At 51.1% G+C, this 25617-nt stretch carries 19 protein-coding genes and 2 tRNA genes; 18 read left to right on the top strand and 3 right to left on the bottom strand.

What is annotated here, in order from left to right:
• Positions 1 to 590 precede the first annotated feature (590 nt).
• From carA to C9I92_RS05420, 3 genes are all read left to right on the top strand, one after another.
• Complete coding sequence (gene carA, locus C9I92_RS05430; protein ID WP_047886489.1) at positions 591 to 1730, top strand: glutamine-hydrolyzing carbamoyl-phosphate synthase small subunit; 1140 nt, start codon at positions 591 to 593, stop codon at positions 1728 to 1730.
• 16 nt (positions 1731 to 1746) lie between these two features.
• Positions 1747 to 4977, top strand: coding sequence for a carbamoyl-phosphate synthase large subunit (carB, locus tag C9I92_RS05425; protein ID WP_047886490.1), 3231 nt, complete (start codon positions 1747 to 1749; stop codon positions 4975 to 4977).
• A gap of 516 nt (positions 4978 to 5493) precedes the next feature.
• Positions 5494 to 6348, top strand: a complete 855-nt coding sequence (locus C9I92_RS05420; RefSeq protein WP_047886491.1) for a magnesium transporter — start codon at positions 5494 to 5496, stop codon at positions 6346 to 6348.
• A gap of 118 nt (positions 6349 to 6466) precedes the next feature.
• On the opposite strand, the gene dacB is transcribed toward C9I92_RS05420, so the two are convergent.
• Entirely contained in the window at positions 6467 to 7882 is a 1416-nt protein-coding gene (dacB, locus tag C9I92_RS05415) for a serine-type D-Ala-D-Ala carboxypeptidase (protein WP_047886492.1), read from the bottom strand.
• Positions 7883 to 8000: 118 nt separating this feature from the next.
• The gene (locus tag C9I92_RS05410) at positions 8001 to 9005 is read right to left on the bottom strand and encodes a porin (protein ID WP_047886493.1); all 1005 of its coding nucleotides are present in this window, start codon (positions 9003 to 9005) and stop codon (positions 8001 to 8003) included.
• 498 nt (positions 9006 to 9503) lie between these two features.
• Between C9I92_RS05410 and greA the strand changes: the two genes are divergently transcribed.
• Positions 9504 to 9977, top strand: coding sequence for a transcription elongation factor GreA (gene greA, locus C9I92_RS05405; protein WP_047886494.1), 474 nt, complete (start codon positions 9504 to 9506; stop codon positions 9975 to 9977).
• A 96-nt stretch (positions 9978 to 10073) separates the two neighbouring features.
• On the opposite strand, the gene yhbY is transcribed toward greA, so the two are convergent.
• Entirely contained in the window at positions 10074 to 10370 is a 297-nt protein-coding gene (gene yhbY, locus C9I92_RS05400; RefSeq protein WP_047886495.1) for a ribosome assembly RNA-binding protein YhbY, read from the bottom strand.
• Positions 10371 to 10507: 137 nt separating this feature from the next.
• On the opposite strand from yhbY, the gene rlmE reads away from it, so the two are divergent.
• The 14 genes from rlmE (at position 10508) to pnp (ending at position 25539) form a co-directional block, all read left to right on the top strand.
• Positions 10508 to 11137: a 23S rRNA (uridine(2552)-2'-O)-methyltransferase RlmE gene (rlmE, locus tag C9I92_RS05395; protein ID WP_047886496.1), complete on the top strand. Its 630-nt coding sequence runs from the start codon at positions 10508 to 10510 to the stop codon at positions 11135 to 11137.
• 50 nt (positions 11138 to 11187) lie between these two features.
• Positions 11188 to 13161: an ATP-dependent zinc metalloprotease FtsH gene (gene ftsH / locus C9I92_RS05390; RefSeq protein ID WP_047886497.1), complete on the top strand. Its 1974-nt coding sequence runs from the start codon at positions 11188 to 11190 to the stop codon at positions 13159 to 13161.
• 87 nt (positions 13162 to 13248) lie between these two features.
• A complete protein-coding gene (gene folP, locus C9I92_RS05385) occupies positions 13249 to 14079 on the top strand; it encodes a dihydropteroate synthase (protein ID WP_047886498.1) in 831 nt (276 codons plus the stop codon).
• 65 nt (positions 14080 to 14144) lie between these two features.
• A complete protein-coding gene (gene glmM / locus C9I92_RS05380; RefSeq protein ID WP_047886499.1) occupies positions 14145 to 15482 on the top strand; it encodes a phosphoglucosamine mutase in 1338 nt (445 codons plus the stop codon).
• 198 nt (positions 15483 to 15680) lie between these two features.
• The gene (gene secG, locus C9I92_RS05375; RefSeq protein ID WP_047886500.1) at positions 15681 to 16013 is read left to right on the top strand and encodes a preprotein translocase subunit SecG; all 333 of its coding nucleotides are present in this window, start codon (positions 15681 to 15683) and stop codon (positions 16011 to 16013) included.
• 11 nt (positions 16014 to 16024) lie between these two features.
• Positions 16025 to 16109: transfer RNA gene (locus tag C9I92_RS05370), tRNA-Leu, on the top strand.
• A 58-nt stretch (positions 16110 to 16167) separates the two neighbouring features.
• Positions 16168 to 16244: transfer RNA gene (locus tag C9I92_RS05365), tRNA-Met, on the top strand.
• A gap of 180 nt (positions 16245 to 16424) precedes the next feature.
• The gene (gene rimP, locus C9I92_RS05360; protein WP_047886501.1) at positions 16425 to 16880 is read left to right on the top strand and encodes a ribosome maturation factor RimP; all 456 of its coding nucleotides are present in this window, start codon (positions 16425 to 16427) and stop codon (positions 16878 to 16880) included.
• Between the two features lie 22 nt (positions 16881 to 16902).
• Entirely contained in the window at positions 16903 to 18390 is a 1488-nt protein-coding gene (nusA, locus tag C9I92_RS05355) for a transcription termination factor NusA (RefSeq protein WP_047886502.1), read from the top strand.
• A 26-nt stretch (positions 18391 to 18416) separates the two neighbouring features.
• Entirely contained in the window at positions 18417 to 21173 is a 2757-nt protein-coding gene (gene infB, locus C9I92_RS05350; RefSeq protein ID WP_047886503.1) for a translation initiation factor IF-2, read from the top strand.
• Positions 21174 to 21271: 98 nt separating this feature from the next.
• A complete protein-coding gene (rbfA, locus tag C9I92_RS05345; protein WP_047886504.1) occupies positions 21272 to 21670 on the top strand; it encodes a 30S ribosome-binding factor RbfA in 399 nt (132 codons plus the stop codon).
• A 3-nt stretch (positions 21671 to 21673) separates the two neighbouring features.
• Positions 21674 to 22624 carry a tRNA pseudouridine(55) synthase TruB gene (gene truB / locus C9I92_RS05340; RefSeq protein WP_047886505.1) on the top strand — a complete coding sequence of 317 codons (951 nt, stop codon included), beginning with the start codon at positions 21674 to 21676 and terminating at the stop codon, positions 22622 to 22624.
• Positions 22625 to 22889: 265 nt separating this feature from the next.
• The gene (rpsO, locus tag C9I92_RS05335; protein WP_047886506.1) at positions 22890 to 23159 is read left to right on the top strand and encodes a 30S ribosomal protein S15; all 270 of its coding nucleotides are present in this window, start codon (positions 22890 to 22892) and stop codon (positions 23157 to 23159) included.
• A 256-nt stretch (positions 23160 to 23415) separates the two neighbouring features.
• Positions 23416 to 25539 carry a polyribonucleotide nucleotidyltransferase gene (gene pnp / locus C9I92_RS05330; protein WP_047886507.1) on the top strand — a complete coding sequence of 708 codons (2124 nt, stop codon included), beginning with the start codon at positions 23416 to 23418 and terminating at the stop codon, positions 25537 to 25539.
• Positions 25540 to 25617 lie beyond the last annotated feature (78 nt).

The raw sequence follows: 25617 nt of genomic DNA, 5'->3' as shown, positions 1-25617 counted from the left end.
GACAGACGTAGTTTCTCTTTTCAGGGAGACTCGTTTGTCGCGGCCTTTTTGTTTTACGGCTTCTCAATAGCAACGTAAAAAATACCTTTAGGGTATGCGTGGCGATGATTTACTCAGTATGTTTTGCATAAATAGTTAAATTTTTTCTGTGGTTATGGTGTTTGCGTCAAAGTCTGCTGAGTATGGTGTTTTCGCGGTTCAAGTTTTGTTTTTTGTGGGTTTGTGGTTGGTTTTTGTGGTCTGGTCATCAAAATGTTGGGTTATCTTTGGGTTTTTTGACGGTTTTGAAGGTGAGTTATTTTCTTTTAACATTCCAAGAAAAAGCAAACGATAAAATTTTTCCTGGTGTACGGGGTTGAATGAAAATACAGGACTTTTCTTGCTCTTTTGTCAGTCTCGATGCGTAATTTGGGTCAGTTGGCTGTAATCTTGTATTAATTTATTGTGAAAGGTTGACAGCGCAAACGGTCATCTCTAGAATGCGCGCAATTTGTCAAAAATGCGCTTGACTCGGCTTTTGACTTTGTATGGAATGAGTAAGTGAAAATTTATTTGTTTCTATTGCATTATTATTATTCTTGGAGGTTGTCTTGAGTAAATCAGCGCTGTTAGTCCTGGAAGATGGGACAGTGTTCCACGGCGTGTCCATTGGGGCAGATGGTTCGGCCGTTGGTGAAGTTGTTTTTAATACCTCGATGACGGGGTACCAAGAGATCCTCACCGACCCTTCTTACTCTCAACAGATCGTTACTCTTACCTATCCCCACATTGGCAATACCGGAACGAATTCCGAAGACGAAGAATCCTCCTCCATCCACGCTCAAGGCCTGGTAATCCGCGACCTCCCTCTTATCGCTTCCAACTTCCGTAGTCAGCAAACCCTTTCTGATTACCTGAGATCCCAGAACATCGTTGGCATCGCTGACATCGACACCCGCAAACTGACTCGTCTGCTGCGTGAAAAAGGCGCGCAGAACGGCTGTATCATGGCGGGCGACAACCTGGATGAAGCGCTGGCACTGGCAAAAGCGAAAGATTTCCCGGGTCTGAAAGGCATGGACCTGGCGAAAGTGGTCTCAACAACGGAAATGTACGAGTGGAAGCAAGGTTCGTGGACGCTGGAAGGCGGGCTGCCTGAAGCGCAGGATGACAGCGAGCTGCCATACCACGTCGTTGCGTATGACTTCGGTGCCAAGCGCAACATTCTGCGCATGCTGGTTGACCGTGGCTGTCGTCTGACTGTCGTTCCGGCGCAAACGTCGGCAGAAGACGTGCTGGCTCTTAAGCCGGACGGTGTTTTCCTGTCAAACGGACCGGGTGATCCGGAGCCATGTACCTATGCCATCGAAGCGACCAAAGTGTTCCTGGAAAAAGGTCTGCCGATTTTCGGCATCTGTCTGGGCCACCAGATTCTGGCTCTGGCTAGCGGGGCGAAGACCGTTAAGATGAAGTTTGGTCACCACGGTGCCAACCACCCGGTTAAAGACCTAGATCGCAACGTCGTGATGATTACCAGCCAGAACCACGGCTTTGCAGCTGACGAAGAAACATTGCCGGACAATCTGCGTGCCACCCATAAGTCACTGTTTGACGGCTCCCTGCAAGGGATTCACCGCACTGACAAACCTGCGTTCAGCTTCCAGGGCCACCCTGAGGCGAGCCCGGGTCCGCACGACGCGGCACCACTTTTTGATCACTTTATCGAACTAATCAAACAGCACAGCGCCTAAGCCGGAGTAGTAAGCAATGCCAAAACGTACTGACATTAAAAGTGTTCTAATTCTGGGTGCTGGCCCAATCGTTATCGGTCAGGCATGTGAGTTCGACTACTCAGGTGCACAGGCTTGTAAAGCCCTTCGTGAAGAAGGCTACCGTGTCATTCTGGTGAACTCGAACCCGGCCACTATTATGACTGACCCGGAAATGGCTGATGCGACCTACATTGAGCCAATTCACTGGGAAGTGGTCCGCAAGATCATCGAGAAAGAGCGTCCTGACGCTGTGCTGCCGACCATGGGCGGCCAGACCGCACTGAACTGTGCGCTGGATCTGGAACGTCACGGCGTATTGGCTGAGTTCGGCGTTGAGATGATTGGTGCGACAGCAGATGCTATCGACAAGGCGGAAGACCGTTCTCGCTTTGATGCGGCGATGAAATCCATTGGTCTGGAATGTCCGCGCGCTGATACCGCGAAAACCATGGAAGAAGCCTATAAAGTGCTGGATATGGTGGGCTTCCCATGTATTATCCGCCCGTCTTTCACCATGGGTGGTACCGGTGGTGGTATTGCGTATAACAAAGAAGAGTTCGAAGAAATCTGTCGCCGTGGTCTGGACCTGTCACCGACTAACGAACTGCTGATTGACGAGTCGCTGATTGGCTGGAAAGAGTACGAGATGGAAGTGGTTCGTGATAAAAACGACAACTGCATCATCGTCTGTGCTATCGAAAACTTCGATGCAATGGGCATCCATACCGGTGACTCTATCACGGTTGCTCCGGCGCAAACCCTGACGGATAAAGAATACCAGCTGATGCGTAATGCTTCGCTGGCGGTTCTGCGCGAAATCGGTGTTGAAACCGGCGGTTCAAACGTACAGTTTGGTATCAACCCGAAAGATGGCCGTATGGTTATCATCGAGATGAACCCGCGTGTGTCGCGCTCTTCTGCTCTGGCATCAAAAGCAACAGGCTTCCCGATTGCGAAAGTGGCGGCGAAACTGGCCGTTGGTTTTACGCTGGACGAGTTGATGAACGACATCACAGGTGGCGCAACACCGGCCTCGTTCGAGCCAACCATCGATTACGTCGTAACGAAGATCCCTCGCTTTAACTTCGAAAAATTTGCCGGTGCTAACGACCGTCTGACCACGCAGATGAAGTCCGTGGGCGAGGTGATGGCGATTGGCCGTAACCAGCAGGAATCTCTGCACAAAGCGCTGCGCGGTTTGGAAGTTGGTGCCACAGGTTTCGATGAAATGGTTGACCTGGATGCGCCTGATGCACTGACTCAAATCCGCCACGAGCTGAAAGAGCCGGGTGCAGAGCGTATCTGGTACATCGCTGACGCTTTCCGTGCCGGAATGTCGGTTGACGGTGTTTACAAGCTGACAAACGTTGACCACTGGTTCCTGGTTCAGATTGAAGAACTGGTGAAAATGGAAAACGAAGTCAAAGAAGGTGGCTTTGCCGGTCTGAACGCGGATGTACTGCGTAAGCTGAAACGTAAAGGCTTTGCGGACGCGCGTCTGGCGAAACTGCTGGGTGTAGCGGAGTCTGAAATCCGCAAACTGCGTGACCAGTACGACATCCACCCGGTGTACAAGCGCGTGGATACCTGTGCGGCTGAGTTTTCCTCAGACACGGCTTACATGTACTCATCTTACGATGACGAATGTGAAGCGCAGCCGACCGACAAAGATAAAATCATGGTGCTGGGTGGCGGCCCGAACCGTATCGGCCAGGGTATCGAATTTGACTACTGCTGTGTCCACGCATCGCTGGCACTGCGTGAAGACGGTTACGAAACCATCATGGTGAACTGTAACCCAGAGACGGTATCGACTGACTACGATACGTCTGACCGTCTGTACTTTGAGCCTGTGACTCTGGAAGACGTTCTGTCTATCGTTCGTGTCGAGAAGCCAAAAGGCGTTATCGTGCAGTACGGTGGTCAGACTCCACTGAAACTGGCTCGCGCTCTGGAAGCGGCGGGTGTGCCGATTATCGGTACCAGCCCGGATGCGATTGACCGTGCTGAAGACCGTGAGCGTTTCCAGGCGGCTGTTGAGCGTCTGGGCCTGAAGCAACCAGATAACGCAACTGTTACTGCGATTGAGCAAGCGGTTGAGAAGTCGAAAGAAATTGGCTTCCCGTTGGTGGTTCGTCCTTCTTATGTACTGGGCGGCCGTGCGATGGAAATCGTGTACGATGAAGCAGACCTGCGTCGTTACTTCAATGAAGCGGTCAGCGTTTCTAACGAATCTCCGGTACTGCTGGACCGTTTCCTTGATGACGCAACTGAAGTTGACGTGGATGCGATTTGCGACGGTGAGCGCGTGGTTATCGGCGGTATCATGGAGCACATCGAGCAGGCAGGCGTTCACTCCGGTGACTCAGCCTGTTCTCTGCCGGCTTACACCCTGAGCCAGGAAATCCAGGACGAAATGCGTCGTCAGGTTGAGAAACTGGCGTTTGAGCTGGGCGTGCGTGGTCTGATGAACACCCAGTTTGCGGTGAAAGACAACGAAGTGTACCTGATTGAGGTGAACCCACGAGCGGCCCGTACCGTGCCATTCGTTTCGAAAGCCACAGGTGCCCCGCTGGCGAAGATTGCCGCGCGCGTTATGGCCGGCCAGTCTCTGGAACAACAGGGCTTTACCAAAGAGATCATCCCACCGTACTACTCGGTGAAAGAAGTGGTGCTGCCGTTTAACAAGTTCCCTGGCGTTGACCCGCTACTGGGCCCTGAGATGCGCTCAACCGGTGAAGTCATGGGTGTGGGCGACACGTTTGCCGAAGCCTTTGCCAAAGCTGAATTGGGCTGTGGCAAAGTGAAGCAAGAAAAAGGACGCGCACTGCTGTCAGTTCGTGGTAACGACAAGCAGCGTGTTGTCGACCTGGCTTCCAAGCTGATCAAACTGGGCTACGAGCTGGATGCTACACACGGCACTGCGGTCGTACTGGGTGAAGCTGGCATCAACCCGCGTCTGGTTAACAAAGTACACGAAGGTCGTCCTCATATTCTTGACCGTATCAAGAACAATGAGTACACCTACATCGTGAACACTGCGGAAGGCCGTCAGGCGATTGAAGACTCGAAAGTACTGCGTCGCGGCGCACTGGCGGAGAAGGTGAACTACACCACGACGCTGAACGCTGCCTTCGCAACCTGCATGTCCTGGACGGCAGATGACCGTAACAAAGTGACGTCTGTTCAAGAGCTGCACGCGCGCGTGAAAGCGCACATCGCGTAATAGCTGACTGATTTTGATGTACACACAGCCCGCTCTATAGAGCGGGCTTTTTTATGGTTCTCACAGGGCAATAAAATCCTGATGAAAATTTGACACTTTTGTCCTGCGGCTCTATTGAACTGCTAACTGAATCGCGTACAATTAGAGCGTCGCATAAGCGACTTGATGATTTATTGGAGACTTCAATGAACGATACCGACCATCCCCCGAGTATGAAGGTGGAAAATCAAACCTGCTGACGGTGTCGGTCTCTCATTGTCCGAACCCGGTTTCTCAGGTTCGGAAAAGTCTGTTCTCATTTTTATCCTGCTGATAAGTTTTTTGACACACTCTTCCCCGGTTTTCCCCATTCTTTCTCTGTATTGAATTGCATCTGCCTGCCTCTGTTTCAGGTATCAGGCCGTGGCACTGTTGTGCCTTGGTGTCCACTGCTTTAAGGGTGGCACTGTGCGATTCAGGTGGTCGTTACCCAAGCTGTCTGTGTGACAGACGGCATTGCCAATCGGGAGATTCGCCATGGCGGTAATGAACTATGCAGCGCATGCTGCTGATACAAATAAACCTTTTGTACATACTGATATTCTGGCTGCTCGCAATGCACTGCTGAAATACGATCTATCGGAGCAGGCTGCACTGCTGGTCAAAATGCCTCTTTCTGAGGCGATTGCAATCTTGCATGAAGTTCCGCTGCGTCATGTTCAGACGTTGTTGGATCTGCTGGATGAAATGGATGAAGAAGTGTGTATGCGCCACCTGGCTAACGGTCTGGGCTTGATCTGCTCGGAAGCCGAGCCGGCCGGGCACTATTTGAAAAACAGCGTATTCAGCCATGTGCGCGAGCGGATCGGCTGGATCGTCGGGCTGGCACTGCTCGGCATTGTGTCCGGGCTGATCATTTCGCATTACGAGGACACATTGAGCCAGCTGGTGCTGCTGGCGATTTACATGCCGGTGATTGCCGCGGCGGGCGGGAATACCGGCTCTCAGGCTGCCACGTTGGTGGTGCGGGCTCTGGCAATGGAAGAGATACATTGTCGGGACTGGCTGAAAGTGCTGTGGAAAGAATTCCGGGTGGCGATGGTTGTTGCTGCGGTACTGGCGACAGTAATCGTTGGCCGGGTGTTGCTGTTCAGTGACAGCACTGTACTGCCGGTGGGAATGCAACTGGCGGATATTGCTTTGGCGATCGGGATTGCCATTGCCTTACAGGTGGTGTTGTCTACCACCGTCGGCGGGGTACTACCGATGATTGCCCGGGCGTGCAAACTGGATCCGGCAGTACTGGTCAGCCCGGTGCTGGCATCCGTGGTCGATATTACCGGGATGGTGATTTACTTCACCACGGTGAACTCAGTGCTGGGGCTGGCCTAGCTAAACGTTTTATCCAGTTCACGACCATCCGGTTTGAGCAATAAAAAAGCGAGAGGTTCTGCCTCTCGCTTTTTTTTCATCTGTATGTCCCCGTCCTGACTAGGCAGGGGAGCGATCGTCAAAACTGCTCGTAGAGCGTATGGTACAAGGTGTTCTCAAAGGCCTGAATCGGAGGTGTGACAGCCGGTGCGTTTTTATCCTGCTTTGGTGGGTGATAGTTAGTCACCAGCTGGACAAACAACAGCTCTCTGCCGGATTTTGCTGTCAGGATCCCTGCTAGGTTATACGTTCCATACAGTGAGCCGCTTTTAGCATGAATCTGGCCCTGAAGCGGTTTCTGGCGGATGCTGCGCCGATACTGCAGCGTACCGCTCTCGCCGCTGACCGGGAAGGTTTTCAGCAGCCCCAGTTGGTTGTCATGCTTTCGAATGTAAGCGATCACTTGCAGCATTTGTTCGGCAGTTAAACGGTTATTGCGCGAGAGACCGGAACCGTCGACCAGTACCGCATTGTCCAGTGTGATCCCGGCTTTTTCTTTCAGGATCGCTTCAATGGCGGCCACACCGTTTTTGAAGCTGCCCGGTTGTTTGTAGTAGCGGGCACCCAGGGTTTTGGTTAGGTTATCGGCAATCAGGTTATCTGACGCTTTGACCATGATATCCAGCAGGACATTGAGCGGCTGTGACTGGTGCTGGACAACAAGCTGGCCCTGCGCCTTATCATCCCGCTTAATTTTACCCTTGAAGCTGATTCGTTGGCGGGTCAGCTCGCTGCGCAGAATTTTACTGATGTAGTCCGTTGTATCCTGAACCGCGAATTTGAGTGGCAGGGGCTGGTCGCGTTTTACTAGGCAACCGTCCAGGTGGTAGGTGTTGCCTGTCCCGGCAATATCCAGTTCCAGCTCGCAATGGCTGGCTTCATGCTGGGCTTTGTTCACGATGACGGCATTTGTGGTCACGGTGATCGGCTGGTGAGAAGGAATGTTAACCCGGGTCGGTTCGCCAAGTGAGCGGTTACTATACAGTGCGCCCTGCACACAGTTGTGCTCCAGGGTCAGGCTGCTGGCTGGCGCGCTATAACAGACGCCCAGAATGTCCCAGGGCCAGCCAGGCGCACGCTCGTAGCTGGTGAACTGCCCGCCGTTAAGCAAAATGTCACCGCTGATCGAGGTGATGCCTTTCTTTTTGAGTTGCTGTAATAGTTGGGTCAGCTGCGTGCGGGTCAGAGTCGGGTCACCACTGAAACGGAAAATCAGATCATTGCCGCGGGTTTCCACCCGAGTGGTAAAGCGGTATTGAGGCCCGAGGTACAGCTGGGCAGCCAGCGCAGTCAGCATTTTCTGCGTGCTGGCAGGTGGCTGCAGTTGATCGGCCCGCTGCTGGTAAAGGACTTCGCCGGTCTGGCTGTCGGCAACCAGTAACGCTGTATCATTGCCGTCAGGCAACTGACTCAGCGCTTGCTGGAGTGATATAGAAGAAGCGTGCACCTGAGTAGTCAGGAACAGGGCGAGAGTCGAAAACAGTATTCGCAGCATAAGTGGCCTTTTGCATTGCGTGTCAGGGTCAGTCATCATAAAACAAAACAGCGCCAACCCGAAGGCTGACGCTGTAAAGTCTATGTAATGACTTTGCCTTTGTCAGGCAACCATTGCATTAGAAGTCGTAACGAGCACCCAGTACGAACTCGTCAGATGCGTTCGCTTTACCTACTTTGTCAGAATCCAGCAGGTTGAACTTGTAAGACGCGTAAGTACGGAAGTTGCTGTTGAAGTAGTGAGTCGCATCAATAGCAATCGAGTCGTTCAGGTCAACGTCGTTTGAACGGTCTTCACGGAAGTTGTAAGTCGCGATGAATACAGTCTTATCCATAGTGTAAGACGCTGCGAATTCGTAACCACGTTGTTTGTCAGAGTTTTCTTCAGTGTGGCGAGCGTCTTGGTACAGACCCGCAAAGTAGAAGTCACCCACGGTGTAAGAGATTGCACCGAATGTTTGCTTCTGAGTTTCGCCGTTAAATGCACTGTTAGTCGCTGTGTCTTGCTCACCGTAACCTGCACCGAACGCCAGACCCATGTCCAGAGCGTAGATTGCACCTACAGAGTAACCGTCGTCCAGACCTTCAGAGCCTTTGCCGTCGTCAAACACGTAGTTCGCTTTCAGAGTCAGGTTGTTGCCGCCCAGATCGAAAGAACCGGTGTAAGCCAGGTTGTCACCGGCACGGTCAGCTGCAGCTACTTTGTTACCCGCTTCGTTACCGTGGTAAGCCATGATATCGGTAAAGTCAGTGATCATGCCCAGAGAGCCGTCAGTTTTACCGTATACCACTTTACCAAAGTCGCCGCCGATACCTGCGTTCAGGTGACGGTTGTTGACATCACCTTTGTCGTCAGAAGAGCCAGAGCTGGTGTACTCGCCTTCCCAGAAACCGATACCGTACAGAGAATCAGTGATGTCAGTTTTACCTGCTACGTTGATACGTACACGTGATTTATCGGTGACTTTGTTGCTGCCCTGGTCGTTTTCTTTCATAACGCCACGAGCTTCGAAACGGCCGCCAATTGCCAGGCTAGAAGTTTCGTCCGAGTAAACTTCTGCGGCTGTAGCTACAGAAGAGATTGAAGCCGCTGCTACTGTCAGTGCAATCAGTGTCTTGTTCATTATCGAATCCTTTTGGAATTTTTTGTCTGATGCATTCTTGTGCTAAATGCATAGTGTTCTTTTTACTGGTTGTGCCTGGCGAACTGTTAGTAAAAAAAACTGAAAAATACTTATCCAAAAGGAAAATTGTGCATTTTAGATATTTTTAATCCTTGTTTTTCAGGTGTTTACTTTAAAACTTGGAAGTTCCTTTAGGTTGTGGCTTTTTAGTTGTTTTTAGTCTTTTATTGACATCTAAAACGTAGGGTTAATTTGTTACTTTGCGTATATTTGTGATCTGCTACATATACTTATTTTGTGGCATTCGTTAGGCCTTGTCAGAAGACTGCGAATTTCGCCGGTTTGAGGAGGGTTGCTGAGGAACAAAGGTGATCTCTGAGGAATCTTTGTTTAGAATGAAGCGTTCCCTTTAATTGATATGGTTCGGCCTGGTCGCCGGGCTGGCTTTGTTTTGCCTTCTATAGCCTTGGCTATACGGGCGTTGAGGTAAATAAAAATATGGATAAGATTCCAATGACAGTGCGCGGCGAAAAGATGCTGCGTGAAGAACTGGATATTCTGATGAAACGTCGCCCGCTGATCTCTCAAGCGATTGCAGAAGCACGCGAACTGGGTGACCTGAAGGAAAACGCAGAATACCACGCTGCGCGTGAAGAGCAGGGCATTTGTGAAGCACAAATTCGCGACATCGAGTACAAGCTGTCGATGGCGCAGGTGATCGATGTGACTAAGATGCAGAACGCTGGCAAAGTGATTTTCGGCTCGACAGTTACGCTGATCGACATTGATACCGATGAAGAAGTGACCTACCAGATCGTAGGTGATGACGAAGCTGACATCAAAGCGGGTCGTATCTCTGTGAACTCGCCGATCGCTCGTGGTCTGATTGGTAAAATGCAAGACGACGAAGTGTCAATCACGACGCCGGGCGGTAAGCGCGAATTCGAAATTTCTGACGTTGCCTACCTGTAACCAGCAGAATTTGTTAGAAATTGTGACTATCAGATAAAAATCACGGCACACCCTGCCGTGATTGAGGTATAAAAAAGGCCGCAGCGGCGGCCTTTTTTATTTGCGTGGCAATTCGATTTTTCGATTTTCACTTTGACGGTAAAGAACCAGCGTGTTCCCGATAACCTGAACCTTTTCAGCTTTGGTTTCGCGAACAATGGCATCAACGATCAAAAACTTGGTTTCGCGCTCTTCAGCAGCAACCTTAACCTTGATAAGCTCATGGTGGTCAAGTGCCAGTTCGATTTCGGCCAGCACGGCTTCAGTTAAGCCATTTGCACCCATTAAGACTACAGGTTTTAGGTTGTGCGCAAGACCTTTAAGGTATTGCTTCTGCTTGGTGCTTAGATTCATGTCGACTCTATTTCATTCTAGGGTTGAAAACCGCGTATTCTAACGCCATATAGTCTGGATGACTAATTTGTTTAGTATACGCCATCAATGGTGTTGCTGAGTATACTTGATAAGTCCCCAAACTCATTAGGTAAATCATGAGTAAAAAAAAGCATTCGGCCAGCTCCGGCCGTTGGCTGAAAGAACATTTTGATGACAAATATGTTCAGGAAGCACAAAAAAAGGGCTACCGCTCCCGTGCCATCTTCAAAATTGAAGAAATCCAGAAAAAAGATAAGCTTCTGAAACCTGGTATGACAGTCGTGGATCTGGGGGCGGCACCTGGCGGCTGGTCACAGTATGCGGCTGAGATTGTTGGTGACGAAGGTCAGGTGATTGCCTGTGACATTCTGCCAATGGACTCACTGCCGGGCGTAAGCTTCCTGCAAGGTGATTTCCGTGAGGAAGCCGTGTTGGATGCTCTGTTGGAGCGTATTCAGCCGGACATGGTCGATGTGGTTCTGTCGGACATGGCGCCTAACATGAGTGGTAACCTGGCATCAGATCAGCCTAGAGCAATGTATCTTGTTGAACTAGCATTAGATATGTGTAGACAAGTACTTGCGCCTAACGGCAGCTTTGCGGTAAAAGTTTTTCAAGGTGAAGGCTTTGACCCATATCTGGCGGAAGTGCGCTCTATGTTCAAAGTGGTCAAAATCCGCAAACCGGATTCATCGCGGGATCGCTCTCGTGAGGTATATATTGTAGCTACAGGTTACAAACTGTAGTACCCTAAATTCATTTATTTAGTTATCGCGAGGTTAACACCTTGAGTGACATGGCAAAAAACTTGATTCTGTGGTTAGTCATCGCTGTGGTTCTGATGTCTGTTTTTCAGAGCTTCGGACCCGGTGATAATGCTGGCCGTCAAGTCGACTATACAACCTTTGTCCGTGAAATCGGTCAGGATCAGATTAGGGAAGTGCGATTCAATGATCGTGAAATTACCGTATTCAAACGTGATAACACGCGATACGTCACCTATCTGCCTGTCTACAACGATCAAAAGCTGTTAGACGATCTGATTAACGCAAATGTTAAAGTGCTGGGTACTCCACCAGAAGAACCTAGCTTGTTAGCATCTATTTTCATTTCCTGGTTCCCGATGCTGTTGCTGATCGGGGTCTGGATCTTCTTCATGCGTCAGATGCAGGGCGGGGGTGGCAAAGGTGCCATGTCGTTCGGTAAATCGAAAGCCCGTATGATGAGTGAAGACCAGATCAAAACCACCTTTGCAGACGTCGCTGGCTGTGATGAAGCCAAGGAAGATGTGAAAGAGCTGGTGGATTACCTGCGTGATCCAAGCCGCTTCCAGAAACTGGGCGGTAAGATTCCGACTGGTGTTCTGATGGTTGGTCCTCCAGGTACCGGTAAAACCCTGCTGGCAAAAGCCATCGCCGGTGAAGCCAAAGTACCGTTCTTTACTATCTCTGGTTCTGACTTCGTTGAAATGTTCGTCGGTGTGGGTGCATCCCGTGTCCGTGACATGTTCGAGCAAGCCAAGAAAGCTGCACCTTGTATCATCTTTATTGATGAGATTGATGCGGTGGGTCGTCAGCGTGGCGCTGGTGTCGGTGGTGGTCACGATGAGCGTGAGCAAACCCTGAACCAGATGCTGGTTGAAATGGACGGCTTTGAAGGTAATGAAGGCATTATCGTGATTGCGGCAACCAACCGTCCGGACGTTCTGGACCCGGCTCTGCTGCGTCCTGGTCGTTTCGACCGTCAGGTGGTCGTTGGTCTGCCGGATGTTCGTGGTCGTGAGCAGATCCTGAAAGTGCACATGCGTAAAGTGCCACTGGATGGTGATGTGAAACCTGAGCTGATTGCACGTGGTACTCCAGGCTTCTCTGGTGCTGACCTGGCTAACTTGGTGAACGAAGCGGCGTTGTTTGCGGCGCGTGGTAACAAGCGCACCGTGTCTATGGTTGAGTTTGAACTGGCCAAAGACAAGATCATGATGGGTGCTGAGCGTAAGTCTATGGTGATGACGCAGGAGCAGAAAGAGTCCACGGCATACCATGAAGCGGGCCACGCTATCATTGGTCGCCTGGTACCGGATCATGACCCTGTTTATAAAGTGTCTATCATTCCACGCGGCCGAGCGCTGGGTGTGACCATGTACCTGCCTGAGCAGGATCGTGTCAGCCACTCACGTGAGTACCTGGAATCGATGATTTCCAGCCTGTACGGCGGTCGTCTGGCAGAAGAACTGATCTACGGTATAGAAAAAGTATCTACTGGTGCATCAAACGATATCGAACGTGCGACCGAAATCGCCCGTAAGATGGTGACACAGTGGGGCTTCTCCGAGAAGATGGGTCCACTGTTGTATGCTGAAGATGAAGGCGAAGTGTTCCTGGGTCGTTCGGTCACGAAAACCAAGCACATGTCTGATGAAACAGCGCGCGCTATCGATGCGGAAGTACGTGCAATTATCGATCGTAATTACGAGCGTGCCCGTGAGATTCTGATGGCTAACATGGACATCATGCACTCGATGAAAGATGCACTGATGAAGTATGAAACCATCGATGCCGGCCAGATTGACGACCTGATGAAGCGCAAAGAAGTGATTCGCGCACCAAAAGGTTGGGGTGACGAAAACGACACCATGAAAGTGTGTGAGCCGCACGAAGCCAAAGCAGAACAAACTGCTGAGCAAGCGCCAGCCCAAGAGGTGGATGACGAGCAGGAAACTGCCGATGCACCGGCGATTCATCGCAGTGAAGATGATAAGCCAAACGCATAACCGCCCGATATGATTTAAACCCCGGCTCTGGTCGGGGTTTTTTATTGTTTTATGCTCATGGAATTGAACCAGTTGAGGAGCCAAAACTTGATTCTGACGAATAAAGAGAAAACCCTGGATCTGTCACGTCCCCATACCATGGGGATCCTCAATGTCACACCAGACTCCTTTTCTGATGGCGGCCGTTTCAACCGGATGGATGCGGCATTACGTCATGCCGAAGAGATGCTGGCTGCCGGTACGACTATTTTGGATATCGGTGGTGAATCAACCCGCCCGGGTGCGGCGGATGTCAGTCAGCAGGACGAGTTGGACCGGGTCATCCCGGTAATTGAAGCCATCAGCCAGCGATTCGACTGCTGGATCTCCATTGATACCAGCAAAGCCGAAGTCATGACGGAGTCAGTCAAAGCCGGTGCGGATCTGATCAATGATATTCGTGCGCTACGGGAGCCTGGTGCACTGGCTGCTGCGGCTGCTGCCGGGGTGCCGGTTTGTCTGATGCATATGCAGGGACAGCCTCGGACCATGCAGGCAGAACCTTCCTATCAGGATGTAATTGCGGATGTCGGCGACTTTTTGGCTGAGCGGGTCGCCGCTTGCGAAGCGGCAGGCATTGCCCGCGATAAGCTATTGTTGGATCCGGGGTTTGGATTTGGTAAAACCCTTGAGCATAACTACCGGCTGCTGGCGCATCTCGAGTCGTTCCATCAGTTCGGTTTGCCCCTGTTGGTGGGGATGTCGCGTAAATCAATGATTCATAAATTATTAGAGAAACAGCCAGCGGACTGTCTGGCCGGAAGTCTGGCGTGCGCCGCGATTGCCGCCATGAAAGGTGCGCAGATCATCCGGGTACACGATGCTAAAGAAACCGTCGATGTACTGAAGGTGTGTGAAATGACGCTGGCGCAGCGTTAATCACATCAGACGGGTCTGAAATTATAACAACCCTGGTTGAAATCATTAGTTGCTAGGAGTGATTCATGGCAGAGCGTAAATATTTTGGCACCGACGGGGTGCGCGGGTTTGTGGGCAAAGCGCCAATCACGCCTGATTTTGTTCTTAAACTGGGTTGGGCGGCCGGACGGGTTCTGGCCAAAGAAGGAACCCGAAAAGTAATTATTGGTAAGGATACCCGTATTTCCGGTTACATGCTGGAATCAGCACTGGAAGCAGGTCTGGCGGCGGCGGGGCTGCAGGCAGCATTTACCGGTCCGATGCCTACACCAGCTGTTGCTTATCTGACCCGCACTTTCCGGGCAGAAGCGGGCATTGTGATTTCTGCATCCCACAATCCGTATTACGACAACGGGATCAAGTTCTTTTCTTCGGAAGGCACCAAACTGCCGGATGAGGTTGAGCTGGCTATCGAAGAAGAAATGGACAAGCCGCTGACCTGTGTGGAGTCTGCGCTGCTGGGGAAAGCATACCGTATCAACGATGCCGCCGGACGTTACATTGAGTTTTGCAAAGGCACTTTCCCGAGCAAATACGATCTGGCCGGCTACAAAATTGTTGTCGACTGTGCTCACGGTGCCACTTATCACATCGCCCCGAATGTCTTTAAAGAGCTGGGTGCTGAAGTGATCACTATCGGGTGTTCCCCGAACGGTACCAACATCAATGATCAGGTCGGCGCGACTGATGTTGCAGCCCTGCAGGCGAAAGTGCTAGAAGAGAAGGCGAACTTTGGCATTGCACTGGACGGCGATGGTGACCGGGTGATCATGGTGGATGAAGAGGGCAACAAAATCGACGGCGATCAGATTGCCTACATCATTGCCCGTGATGCCCTGCGCCGTGGCGAGCTGAAAGGTGGTGTTGTTGGTACGCTGATGACCAACCTGGGGATGGAAAATGCCCTCAAACAACTGGGGATTCCGTTCGTTCGTGCCAAAGTGGGTGACCGCTATGTCATGGAAGAGCTGCAAAAACATAATTGGCTGATTGGTGCAGAAAACTCTGGTCACGTGATCCTGCTGGATAAAGTCACAACCGGTGACGGTATTGTAGCGGGGCTGCAGATCATGGCTGCGATGGTTGGCAGTAAAATGTCACTGAAAGAGCTGGCCGATGGCATGACCATGTACCCGCAGGTGCTGGTCAATGTGCGATTCTCGGGGGATTCCAATCCGCTGGAATCAGATGCGGTATTGTCTGCCCAGGCAGCTGTAGAAGCTAAACTGGGTAATAAAGGTCGCGTTCTGCTGCGAAAATCCGGCACAGAACCGCTGATCCGGGTGATGGTTGAAGGTGAGGATGCCGAGCTGGTTGAAGCATCCGCACAGCAAATAGCGCAGGCCGTCAAAGACAACTGTTAATGGCGCGCGTGTTCGCGTCAGGAAGAGCGCCGGTTTTGCTTATTTCTTCGACAGGTGATTCACGAAACTGATTTTTCGATGAAATTTTACTTGTCACTAAAGAGCGCTTTCGCTAGTATTCATCCCGCTCCTTAGGAAGGGGTGCGCTGGCACTGCTAAAGCAAAGCCGGCACAACAACTTAACCATAGGTGGAACCCATGTACGAAATTCTACTTGTGATTTATCTGTTGGCTGCGCTTGGTGTGATTGGCCTGGTTTTGGTTCAACAAGGTAAAGGCGCAGATATGGGAGCTTCATTCGGGGCTGGCGCTTCAGGTACACTGTTTGGCGCAAGCGGCTCTGGTAACTTTCTGACCCGAATGACCGCAATTTTTGCAACCATCTTCTTCGTGATTAGCCTGGTGCTGGGTAACATGAGCACTAAACAAGCACACGAAAACAGCGGTTGGGAAGACCTAAGTGCCCCAGCAACTGAGCAAGTGGTTGAAAAAACTGAGAATGCACCAGTTAACAGTGACATTCCTCAGTAACTAAGAATTTAGCCGAGATGGTGAAATTGGTAGACACGCTAGCATGAGGTGCTAGTGCCGTAAGGTGTAGGGGTTCAAGTCCCCTTCTCGGCACCATTGTTTCGTTACTTGAAAGAGTAACCTCTGAACGATATAATTCGCATCAGATTACGGACGCGGGGTGGAGCAGCTTGGTAGCTCGTCGGGCTCATAACCCGAAGGTCGTTGGTTCAAATCCGGCCCCCGCAACCACTTTCCGAAAAAACAACTATCCTTGTAAGGAAGTGTGTTTTTTCAGTCACAGTAAGAACTGTGATTATCAGGGTCCAGTGATAATAAACCCCGTAATTCGGGGTTTTTTATTATCTGAAATATGACCATTCAGGTATCTACTGGGCTTTATAGCCCTTTTTTTGTTTCCGGGGGGTTGTTTTGACAGCTTTAGAGATGCAATTGACCGAACTGCTTGAAGCGCCGGTAACGGCTACAGGCTACGAGCTGGTGGGTCTGGAATTTATCCGCGCAGGCGAACACTCGACACTGCGTGTCTACATTGATCACGAAAACGGGATCACAGTAGAAGATTGTGCCGAAGTGAGCCGCCAGATCAGTGCGGTAATGGATGTTGAAGATCCAATTACTGTTGCTTACAACCTGGAGGTTTCTTCCCCGGGTCTGGAAAGGCCGCTATTTAAAGCCGCACATTACCAACAATTTATTGGCCACGAGGTCAGCCTGGTATTGAAAATGGCGATGGGCAACCGTCGTAAGTGGAAAGGTGACATCGTTGCCGTTGATGGCGAGCTAGTTACGTTAAACGTTGATGGCAATGAAGAAACATTTGCACTTAGCAATATTTCCAAAGCCAACCTGGTTCCAAAATTCTAACCGCTAAATTGGGGCATTAGAAATGAACAAAGAAATCTTGGCTGTCGTTGAAGCGGTATCCAACGAAAAAGCTGTTCCTCGTGAGCGTATCTTCGAAGCACTAGAGATCGCGCTGGCAACAGCAACAAAGAAAAAATACGAAGCTGAAATCGACGTTCGTATTGCGATCGATCGTAAAACGGGTGAGTTCGAAACTTTCCGTCGCTGGAAAGCGGTTGACGAAGTGACTCAGCCTACGCTGGAAATCACTTTGGAAGCAGCTCAGTACGATGACGAAACCGTCGAGCTGGGTGACTACGTTGAAGAGCAGATCGAATCTGTAACGTTTGACCGTATCACTACTCAGACAGCCAAGCAGGTTATCGTTCAGAAAGTTCGCGAAGCAGAACGTGCACAGGTCGTTGAACAGTTCATCGATAACGAAGGTGAACTAATTACCGGTGTGGTCAAGAAAGTTAACCGCGATGCTGTTATCATTGACCTTGGCAACAACGCTGAAGCTGTGATTCTGCGTGAAGATCAGCTGCCTCGTGAAAACTTCCGTCCGGGTGACCGTGTTCGTGGTCTGCTGTACGCAGTGCGTCCAGAAGCGCGCGGCTTCCAGTTGTTCATGACGCGTTCTAAATCTGAAATGCTGTCAGAACTGTTCCGCATCGAAGTGCCAGAAATCGGCGAAGAGATGATTGAGCTGATGGGCGCGGCACGCGATCCGGGTTCTCGTGCGAAAATTGCCGTGAAGACCAACGACAAGCGTATTGACCCTGTGGGTGCGTGTGTTGGTATGCGTGGTGCACGTGTTCAGGCTGTGTCTGGTGAGCTGGGCGGCGAGCGTATTGATATCGTGCTGTGGGATGAGAACCCTGCACAGTTCGTGATCAATGCTATGGCTCCTGCTGAAGTGAGTTCTATCATCGTTGATGAAGACAACCACACCATGGATATCGCCGTAGAGAAAGATAACCTGGCGCAGGCTATCGGCCGTAGCGGTCAGAACGTACGTCTGGCTTCTCAGCTGACTGGCTGGGAACTGAACGTGATGACAGTGGAAGATCTTCAGAAGAAACACCAGGAAGAAGCTCAGGAATCTATCGAGGTATTCACTAAGTACCTGGATATCGATGAAGAATTCGCCGCAGGTCTGGTTGAAGAAGGCTTCACGACGCTGGAAGAAATCGCTTACGTTCCAGTTGCTGAACTGCTGGCTGTTGAAGGCCTGGATGAAGCAACAGTTGAAGAGCTGCGTAACCGTGCAAAAGAAGCACTGACCACGCTTGCTCTGGCTCAGGAAGAAGCACTGGAAGGTGCTGAACCAGCCGAAGACCTGCTGGGTCTGGAAGGCCTGGAGCGTGAATTGGCGTTCAAACTGGCCGCGAAAGGCGTTCGCACGCTGGAAGATCTGGCTGATCAGGGTACCGACGATCTGATTGATATCGATGGTGTCGATGAAGCGAGAGCCGGCGAGCTGATCATGGCAGCGCGTAATATCTGCTGGTTCAGTGACGAAGCATAATTCATAAATCGCAAGGGAGGAGCAGCATGTCAGAGGTTACAGTTAAAGCACTATCCGAGGAAATCGGTACGCAAATTGACCGTTTGCTTCAACAGTTTGCCGATGCAGGTATCAGCAAAAAAGCTGACGATACCGTAAGCCAACAGGAAAAGCAGTCGCTGCTGGCCCACCTGAAAAAAGAACATGGTGGCAGCAGTACTGGCGAGGCTCCTACACGCCTTACCTTGCAACGTAAGACCCGAAGCACTCTGAGTGTTTCGGGCTCTGGTGGCAAGAATAAAAGTGTTCAGGTAGAAGTGCGTAAAAAGCGTACCTATGTTAAACGTTCTGCTCTTGAAGAAGAACAGCGTGCCGCGGAAGAAGCGAAGCGCCAGGCGGATGAAGCCGCCCAGCGTGAGGCAGAAGAAGCAGCTAAACGTGCAACGGAAGAAGCCGCGAAACGTGAAGCTGAGGAGCAAGCTAAGCGTGATGCTGAGCTGGCTGCACAGCGCGCTGAGGAAGAGAAACGCCTAGCTGAAGAAAAAGCTAAGCAAGAGTCAGAACTCAATGCTGAACGCAAAGCTGAGGAAAAGCTGAAGCGTGAAGCTGATGATAAGCGTCTGGTTGAAGAAAAAGCCAAACGCGCCGCCGCTGATGAACAGGCTAAGAAAGAAGCCGAGGCGCTCCAACGTCGCCGGGAAGAGGAAGCCAAGCGTAAAGCCGAAGAAGAGAGTCAGCGTCAGCTAGAAGAGGCACGCAAGATGGCAGAAATGAATGAAAAGAACTGGTCAAAACCTGACCAGAATGCAGGTAATATGGATAAAGACGACTACCATACTACGACGTCCAGTTACGCACGTGCGGCTGAAGACGAGCAAGATCGTAAAGAAGAACAAGCACGCCGCCGCAAGAAGAAAAAGCCGAGCGGTGCTAAGCAGCAAGAAGAACGCGCCCCTCGTGGTGGCCGTGCCCCTCGTGGCCGTGGCAAGCAGCAGCTGGCTAAGCCAACCTCAATGCAGCACGGCTTCGACAAGACAGCGACTGTCGCTAAGTCAGACGTTGTTATCGGCGAAACAATCGTTGTGTCAGAACTTGCTAACAAGATGGCGGTAAAAGCTGCTGAAGTTATCAAAGTGATGATGAAGATGGGTGCGATGGCAACCATCAACCAAGTGATCGATCAGGAAACCGCTGCACTGGTTGCTGAAGAAATGGGTCACAAGGTTATCCTGCGTAAAGAAAACGAGCTGGAAGAAGCGGTACTGTCTGATCGTGATGAGAACCTGGCTACTGTTCCTCGTGCGCCAGTTGTTACCATCATGGGTCACGTTGACCACGGTAAAACGTCTACGCTTGACTACATCCGTAAAGCACACGTTGCTGCGGGCGAAGCCGGTGGTATTACCCAGCACATCGGTGCATACCATGTTGAAACCGACAACGGCATGATCACCTTCCTGGATACTCCGGGACACGCCGCGTTTACCGCAATGCGTGCTCGTGGTGCTCAGGCAACGGATATCGTTGTTCTTGTTGTAGCAGCAGACGATGGCGTAATGCCACAGACAATCGAAGCGATTCAGCACGCGAAAGCGGCTGGCGTACCTCTGATTGTTGCCGTGAACAAGATCGACAAAGAAGATGCGAACCCAGATAACGTGAAGAACGAGCTTGCTCAGTACGACGTTATCCCAGAAGAATGGGGCGGTGAGAACATCTTCGTTCACATCTCTGCGAAGCAGGGTACGAACATCGACGGTCTGCTAGAAGCAATCCTACTTCAAGCTGAAGTTCTTGAACTAACAGCAGTTGCTGAAGGCATGGCGAAAGGTGTGGTTGTTGAATCACGTCTTGATAAAGGCCGCGGTCCGGTAGCGACAGTTCTGGTACAGGAAGGTACCCTGTGCAAGGGCGATATCGTTCTGTGTGGTCTGGAGCATGGCCGTGTTCGTGCGATGCGTGATGAGCGTGGTCAGGAGATCGAATCTGCTGGTCCATCTATCCCAGTTGAGATCCTAGGTCTGTCAGGCGTACCGTCTGCCGGTGACGAAGCGACAGTTGTACGTGACGAGCGTAAAGCGCGTGAAGTTGCAATGTACCGCCAAGGCAAATTCCGTGACGTTAAACTGGCTCGCCAGCAGAAAGCGAAACTGGAAAACATGTTTGCCAACATGGCTGCCGGTGAAGTTGCTGAACTGAATGTGGTACTGAAAGCTGACGTACAGGGTTCTGTGGAAGCAATCGCTGACTCACTACGCAAACTGTCTACCGACGAAGTGAAAGTGAACATCGTAGGTTCAGGTGTAGGTGGTATCACTGAAACTGACGCCGTACTGGCTGCTGCGTCTAACGCAATCGTCCTGGGCTTCAACGTGCGTGCTGATGCTTCTGCACGTAAGACGATTGAAACTGAGAACCTGGATCTGCGTTACTACTCAATCATCTACCAGCTGATCGACGAAGTGAAAGCGGCGATGAGCGGTATGCTGTCACCTGAGTTCAAGCAGGAAATCATTGGTCTGGCTGAAGTTCGTGACGTGTTCAAGTCACCGAAACTGGGCGCTATTGCAGGCTGTATGGTTACTGAAGGTACCATCAAGCGTAATAACCCAATCCGCGTTCTGCGTGATAACGTGGTTATCTACGAAGGTGAACTGGAATCTCTGCGTCGCTTCAAAGATGACGTGAGCGAAGTGAAGAACGGCTACGAATGTGGTATCGGCGTTAAGAACTACAATGATGTTCGCGTTGGTGACCAGATCGAAGTTTACGAAATCATTGAGATTCAGCGTACCCTTGACTAATCCTCAAGGCTGTAACCTGCTAAAAGGTTTACATAATATCCATGGGGAGCTTCGGCTCCCCATTCTTTCAAGAGCCTGTTCTCTAAGAGAGGAAAAGAATGTCTAAAGAATTTAGCCGTACTCAGCGTGTTGCTCAGCAGCTGCAAAAAGAGCTGGCGGTGATCCTGCAACGCGAGATCAAAGACCCACGTATTGGCATGGCCACCATCTCCAGCGTCGACGTTTCCCGTGATATGGGTTACGCAAAAGTGTACGTAACCTTCCTGACGGTGGGTGAGCAAACAGCAGAAGACAGCCTGGAAGCACTGCGCGAAATGGCGCCGTACATCCGTTCGCTGCTGGGTAAGCAAATCCGCCTGCGCGTCACGCCGGAACTGAACTTCATTTTCGATAAGTCACTGACTGAAGGTATGCGTATCTCGAACCTGGTAACAAAAGCGGTCCGTGATGATGAAGACCGCCGTGGCAATAGCCCACGCGAGGAAGACGAGGAGTAACTGATGGCACGTCGTCGTAAGGGGCGTCCGGTTGACGGGGTGATCCTGCTGGACAAACCAACCGGGATCAGTTCAAACGATGCGCTGCAGAAAGTGAAGCGTATCTTCTTCGCGGAAAAAGCCGGCCATACCGGGGCGCTGGATCCGCTGGCAACCGGGATGCTGCCAATTTGTTTTGGTGAAGCAACCAAGTTTTCTCAGTTCCTGCTGGACTCTGACAAACGCTACCGTGTTATTGCCAAACTGGGTGAGCGGACCGACACGTCTGACTCGGACGGTGAAGTGGTGCAGACGCGTGAAGTGAAAGTCGACCGCGGTCAGCTGGAACGCTGCATTGCCAAATTCCGTGGCACCACGGATCAGGTACCGTCGATGTACTCGGCACTGAAGTACCAGGGCCGTAAGCTGTATGAATATGCCCGTGAAGGCATTGAAGTACCGCGTGAAGCCCGCAAGATCACCGTGTATTCGGTTGAACTGCTGCGCTTTAGCAACAACGAGGTGGAAATGGAGCTGCATGTCTCGAAAGGGACGTACATCCGTACCATCGTTGATGATCTGGGCGAAATGCTTGGTTGCGGCGCGCACGTAACTTTCCTGCGCCGGACCGGAGTGTCGAACTTCCCGGTTGAGCGCATGGTTACCCTGGAACAGCTGGAAGCGATGCTGGAGCAGGCCAAAGCGGATGATGTGGTGCCAAGTGAAGTGCTGGATCAACTTCTGCTGCCCACGGATACCGCGGTTCAGGACTTGCCTGAAGTGAACATCCTGCCGGCGCTGGCCGTCTATATTCTGAACGGTAACCCGGTTAATGCGGGGCGTGTGCCGGCGGAAGGGACGCAGGTACGCATCACGGTAGGTCAACAGCGCGATTTTATCGGCGTTGGCGTGATTGACCGGGAAGGCATGCTGGCACCGAAACGTGTGATGGCAAACAAGCAAACCATCCAATAAGCTACCATGTTGAAGCGCGGCTGGCAGAGATGCTGGTAACCGGACTGAACCAAAGCGGAAACCTTCGGGATTCCGCTTTTTCTTTATCCGCGGGCACCCTGAACGTCGGGCTTTTAGCAGGGCGAACGGCCTGTGAATATTGTCAGCAGGGCCGGAATATTTGCTTGTAGTTCACGGTGGCTGCCAGTATAATCCGCGCTTCGGGTGTCGGCTGAATCAGAGATTGGCTGGCACAAATTAAAACCCTTTTTATTAGGAATGAGTTATGTCTCTGAATGCAGAAACTAAAGCAGCAATCGTTGCTGAATACGCACAAGGCGCAAACGACACTGGTTCTCCTGAAGTTCAGGTTGCACTGCTAACAGCACAAATCAACCACCTTCAAGGTCACTTTGCTAACCACAAACACGACCACCACAGCCGTCGTGGCCTGCTGCGCATGGTTTCTCGTCGTCGTAAGCTTCTGGATTACCTAAAAGGTAAGAATCTGGATCGCTACCAAGACCTAGTTAAGCGTCTGGGCCTGCGTCGCTAAGATTGCTTAGGAAAGGAGCCGTTAAGGCTCCTTTCTTTTTTCTACGCTTTATAGAAATCACGAGTCGTTTTCGTCGACCCTAAGGTCGCGGCTAATGCGAGTCTGCCCACGTTGGATACGTTTTGAGCGGGTGGCTTCGCATTAGTCGCGATACGTGAATTTACTGTAAAGTGTCTTTCATCACATGACGCTTTTCCTTGTGTCAGATATACTTATCGACGCAAATAGAAAGCGGAATAATATTAAGGAAATTCACGTGAATCCTATCGTAAAGACTTTCCAGTACGGTAACCACACAGTTACTCTAGAAACTGGCGTTATGGCACGTCAGGCGACTGCCGCTGTGATGGCGAGCATGGACGATACTTCTGTATTCGTCAGCGTTGTGGGCAAGAAAGAAGCTGTTGAAGGCCAGGACTTCTTCCCTCTGACAGTAAACTACCAAGAGCGTACTTACGCTGCGGGTAAAATCCCTGGTGGTTTCTTCAAACGCGAAGGCCGTCCATCAGAAGGCGAAACACTGACTGCTCGTCTGATTGACCGTCCAATCCGTCCGCTATTCCCAGATGCATTCAAAAACGAAGTTCAGGTTATTGCAACTGTGGTTTCTGTAAACCCAGATGTACAACCAGACATCATTACTATGATCGCAACGTCTGCGGCGCTGGCAATCTCTGGTATTCCGTTTAACGGTCCAATCGGTGCTGCTCGTGTGGGTTACATCAACGACCAACTGGTTCTGAACCCAAGCAACACTGAACTAGCACAAAGCCGTCTGGACCTGGTTGTTGCTGGTACTGACAGCGCAGTTCTGATGGTTGAATCAGAAGCTGACCGCCTGAGTGAAGAGCAAATGCTGCAAGCGGTTGTGTTCGGTCACGACCAACAACAAGTTGTGATCAACGCGATCAAAGAGTTCGCAGCTGAAGTGAACACGCCTGCGTGGAACTGGGTTGCACCGGTTGAAAACACTGAGCTGAAAACCCGTGTTGCTGAACTGGCTGAAGCCCGTCTGACTGACGCTTACCAGATCACTGAGAAAATGGCGCGTTACGAGCAAGTTGGCCAGATCAAGGGCGACGTGGTTGAAGCGCTGCTGGCGCAGGACGAAACTCTGGACGAGCGTGAAATCCGCGACATGCTGGGTTCTCTGGAGAAGAAAGTGGTACGTAGCCGCATTATCGCTGGCCACCCACGTATCGACGGTCGTGAAAAAGACATGGTTCGTGCACTGGACGTACGTACTGGCGTTCTGCCACGTACTCACGGTTCATCTCTGTTTACCCGTGGTGAAACACAGGCGCTGGTAACGGCAACTCTGGGTACACAGCGTGATGCGCAAATCATCGACGAGCTGACTGGTGAGCGTAAAGATCACTTCCTGCTGCACTACAACTTCCCTCCATACTGTGTGGGTGAGACTGGCTTTGTAGGTTCTCCGAAGCGTCGTGAAATCGGCCACGGTAAACTGGCTAAGCGTGGTATTGCCGCAGTAATGCCTTCTGTTGACGAGTTCCCGTACACAGTACGTGTTGTGTCTGAGATCACTGAATCAAACGGTTCGTCTTCAATGGCATCAGTATGTGGTACGTCTCTGGCGCTGATGGACGCGGGTGTGCCAATTAAAGCCTCTGTAGCCGGTATCGCAATGGGTCTGGTTAAAGAAGGCGAAGACTTTGTGGTTCTGTCTGACATTCTGGGTGACGAAGATCACCTGGGTGACATGGACTTTAAAGTGGCGGGTACCGCTGACGGCGTAACAGCCCTGCAGATGGATATCAAGATCGAAGGTATCACTAAAGAAATCATGCAAATCGCCCTGAATCAGGCGAGAGGTGCGCGTACGCACATCCTGAGCGTGATGGACCAGGCGATCAACGCGCCACGTGATGATATCTCTGAGTTCGCACCACGTATCCACACCATGAAGATCAACCCTGAGAAGATCAAAGATGTGATCGGTAAGGGTGGTGCTGTGATTCGTGCGCTGACTGAAGAAACTGGTACTACGATTGAAATCGAAGACGACGGTACTGTGAAGATCGCAGCGACCGAAGGTACTGCTGCGAAAGAAGCTATCCGTCGTATCGAAGAAATCACTGCTGATGTTGAAGTTGGCCGCATCTATACCGGTAAGGTAATGCGTATTGTTGACTTCGGTGCATTCGTTTCTGTGATTGGTTCTAAAGAAGGTCTGGTTCACATTTCTCAAATCTCTCAGGAGCGCATTGAGAAAGTGGCAGATCACCTGGAACTGGGTCAGGAAGTGAAGGTGAAAGTTCTGGAAATCGACCGTCAGGGTCGTATCCGTCTGAGCATGAAAGAAGCTCAGGAAGACCAGAATGCTGCACCTGCTGGTGAACAGCAGCCAGAAGCCTAAGGTTTTTGGTTAAAAGCATGATATAAAGGGGCTATTCAGCCCCTTTTTTATTCTGGCCAAATGGGCGATGGCATGGGC

The sequence above is a fragment of the Photobacterium ganghwense genome (assembly GCF_003025595.1).
Classification (GTDB): Bacteria; Pseudomonadota; Gammaproteobacteria; order Enterobacterales; family Vibrionaceae; genus Photobacterium; species Photobacterium ganghwense.
The sequence above is the reverse complement of the archived record's forward strand: the minus strand, read 5'-3'. Positions and strand labels throughout refer to the sequence as shown.

What these genes read in the sequence shown, in the direction of transcription:
- carB (WP_047886490.1), top strand. Translation starts at nt 1,747, where the DNA reads ATGCCAAAACGTACTGACATTAAAAGTGTTCTAATTCTGGGTGCTGGC.
- C9I92_RS05420 (WP_047886491.1), top strand. Translation starts at nt 5,494, where the DNA reads ATGGCGGTAATGAACTATGCAGCGCATGCTGCTGATACAAATAAACCT.
- dacB (WP_047886492.1), bottom strand. Translation starts at nt 7,882, where the DNA reads ATGCTGCGAATACTGTTTTCGACTCTCGCCCTGTTCCTGACTACTCAG.
- C9I92_RS05410 (WP_047886493.1), bottom strand. Translation starts at nt 9,005, where the DNA reads ATGAACAAGACACTGATTGCACTGACAGTAGCAGCGGCTTCAATCTCT.
- greA (WP_047886494.1), top strand. Translation starts at nt 9,504, where the DNA reads ATGGATAAGATTCCAATGACAGTGCGCGGCGAAAAGATGCTGCGTGAA.
- yhbY (WP_047886495.1), bottom strand. Translation starts at nt 10,370, where the DNA reads ATGAATCTAAGCACCAAGCAGAAGCAATACCTTAAAGGTCTTGCGCAC.
- rlmE (WP_047886496.1), top strand. Translation starts at nt 10,508, where the DNA reads ATGAGTAAAAAAAAGCATTCGGCCAGCTCCGGCCGTTGGCTGAAAGAA.
- ftsH (WP_047886497.1), top strand. Translation starts at nt 11,188, where the DNA reads ATGGCAAAAAACTTGATTCTGTGGTTAGTCATCGCTGTGGTTCTGATG.
- glmM (WP_047886499.1), top strand. Translation starts at nt 14,145, where the DNA reads ATGGCAGAGCGTAAATATTTTGGCACCGACGGGGTGCGCGGGTTTGTG.
- secG (WP_047886500.1), top strand. Translation starts at nt 15,681, where the DNA reads ATGTACGAAATTCTACTTGTGATTTATCTGTTGGCTGCGCTTGGTGTG.
- nusA (WP_047886502.1), top strand. Translation starts at nt 16,903, where the DNA reads ATGAACAAAGAAATCTTGGCTGTCGTTGAAGCGGTATCCAACGAAAAA.
- infB (WP_047886503.1), top strand. Translation starts at nt 18,417, where the DNA reads ATGTCAGAGGTTACAGTTAAAGCACTATCCGAGGAAATCGGTACGCAA.
- rbfA (WP_047886504.1), top strand. Translation starts at nt 21,272, where the DNA reads ATGTCTAAAGAATTTAGCCGTACTCAGCGTGTTGCTCAGCAGCTGCAA.
- truB (WP_047886505.1), top strand. Translation starts at nt 21,674, where the DNA reads ATGGCACGTCGTCGTAAGGGGCGTCCGGTTGACGGGGTGATCCTGCTG.
- rpsO (WP_047886506.1), top strand. Translation starts at nt 22,890, where the DNA reads ATGTCTCTGAATGCAGAAACTAAAGCAGCAATCGTTGCTGAATACGCA.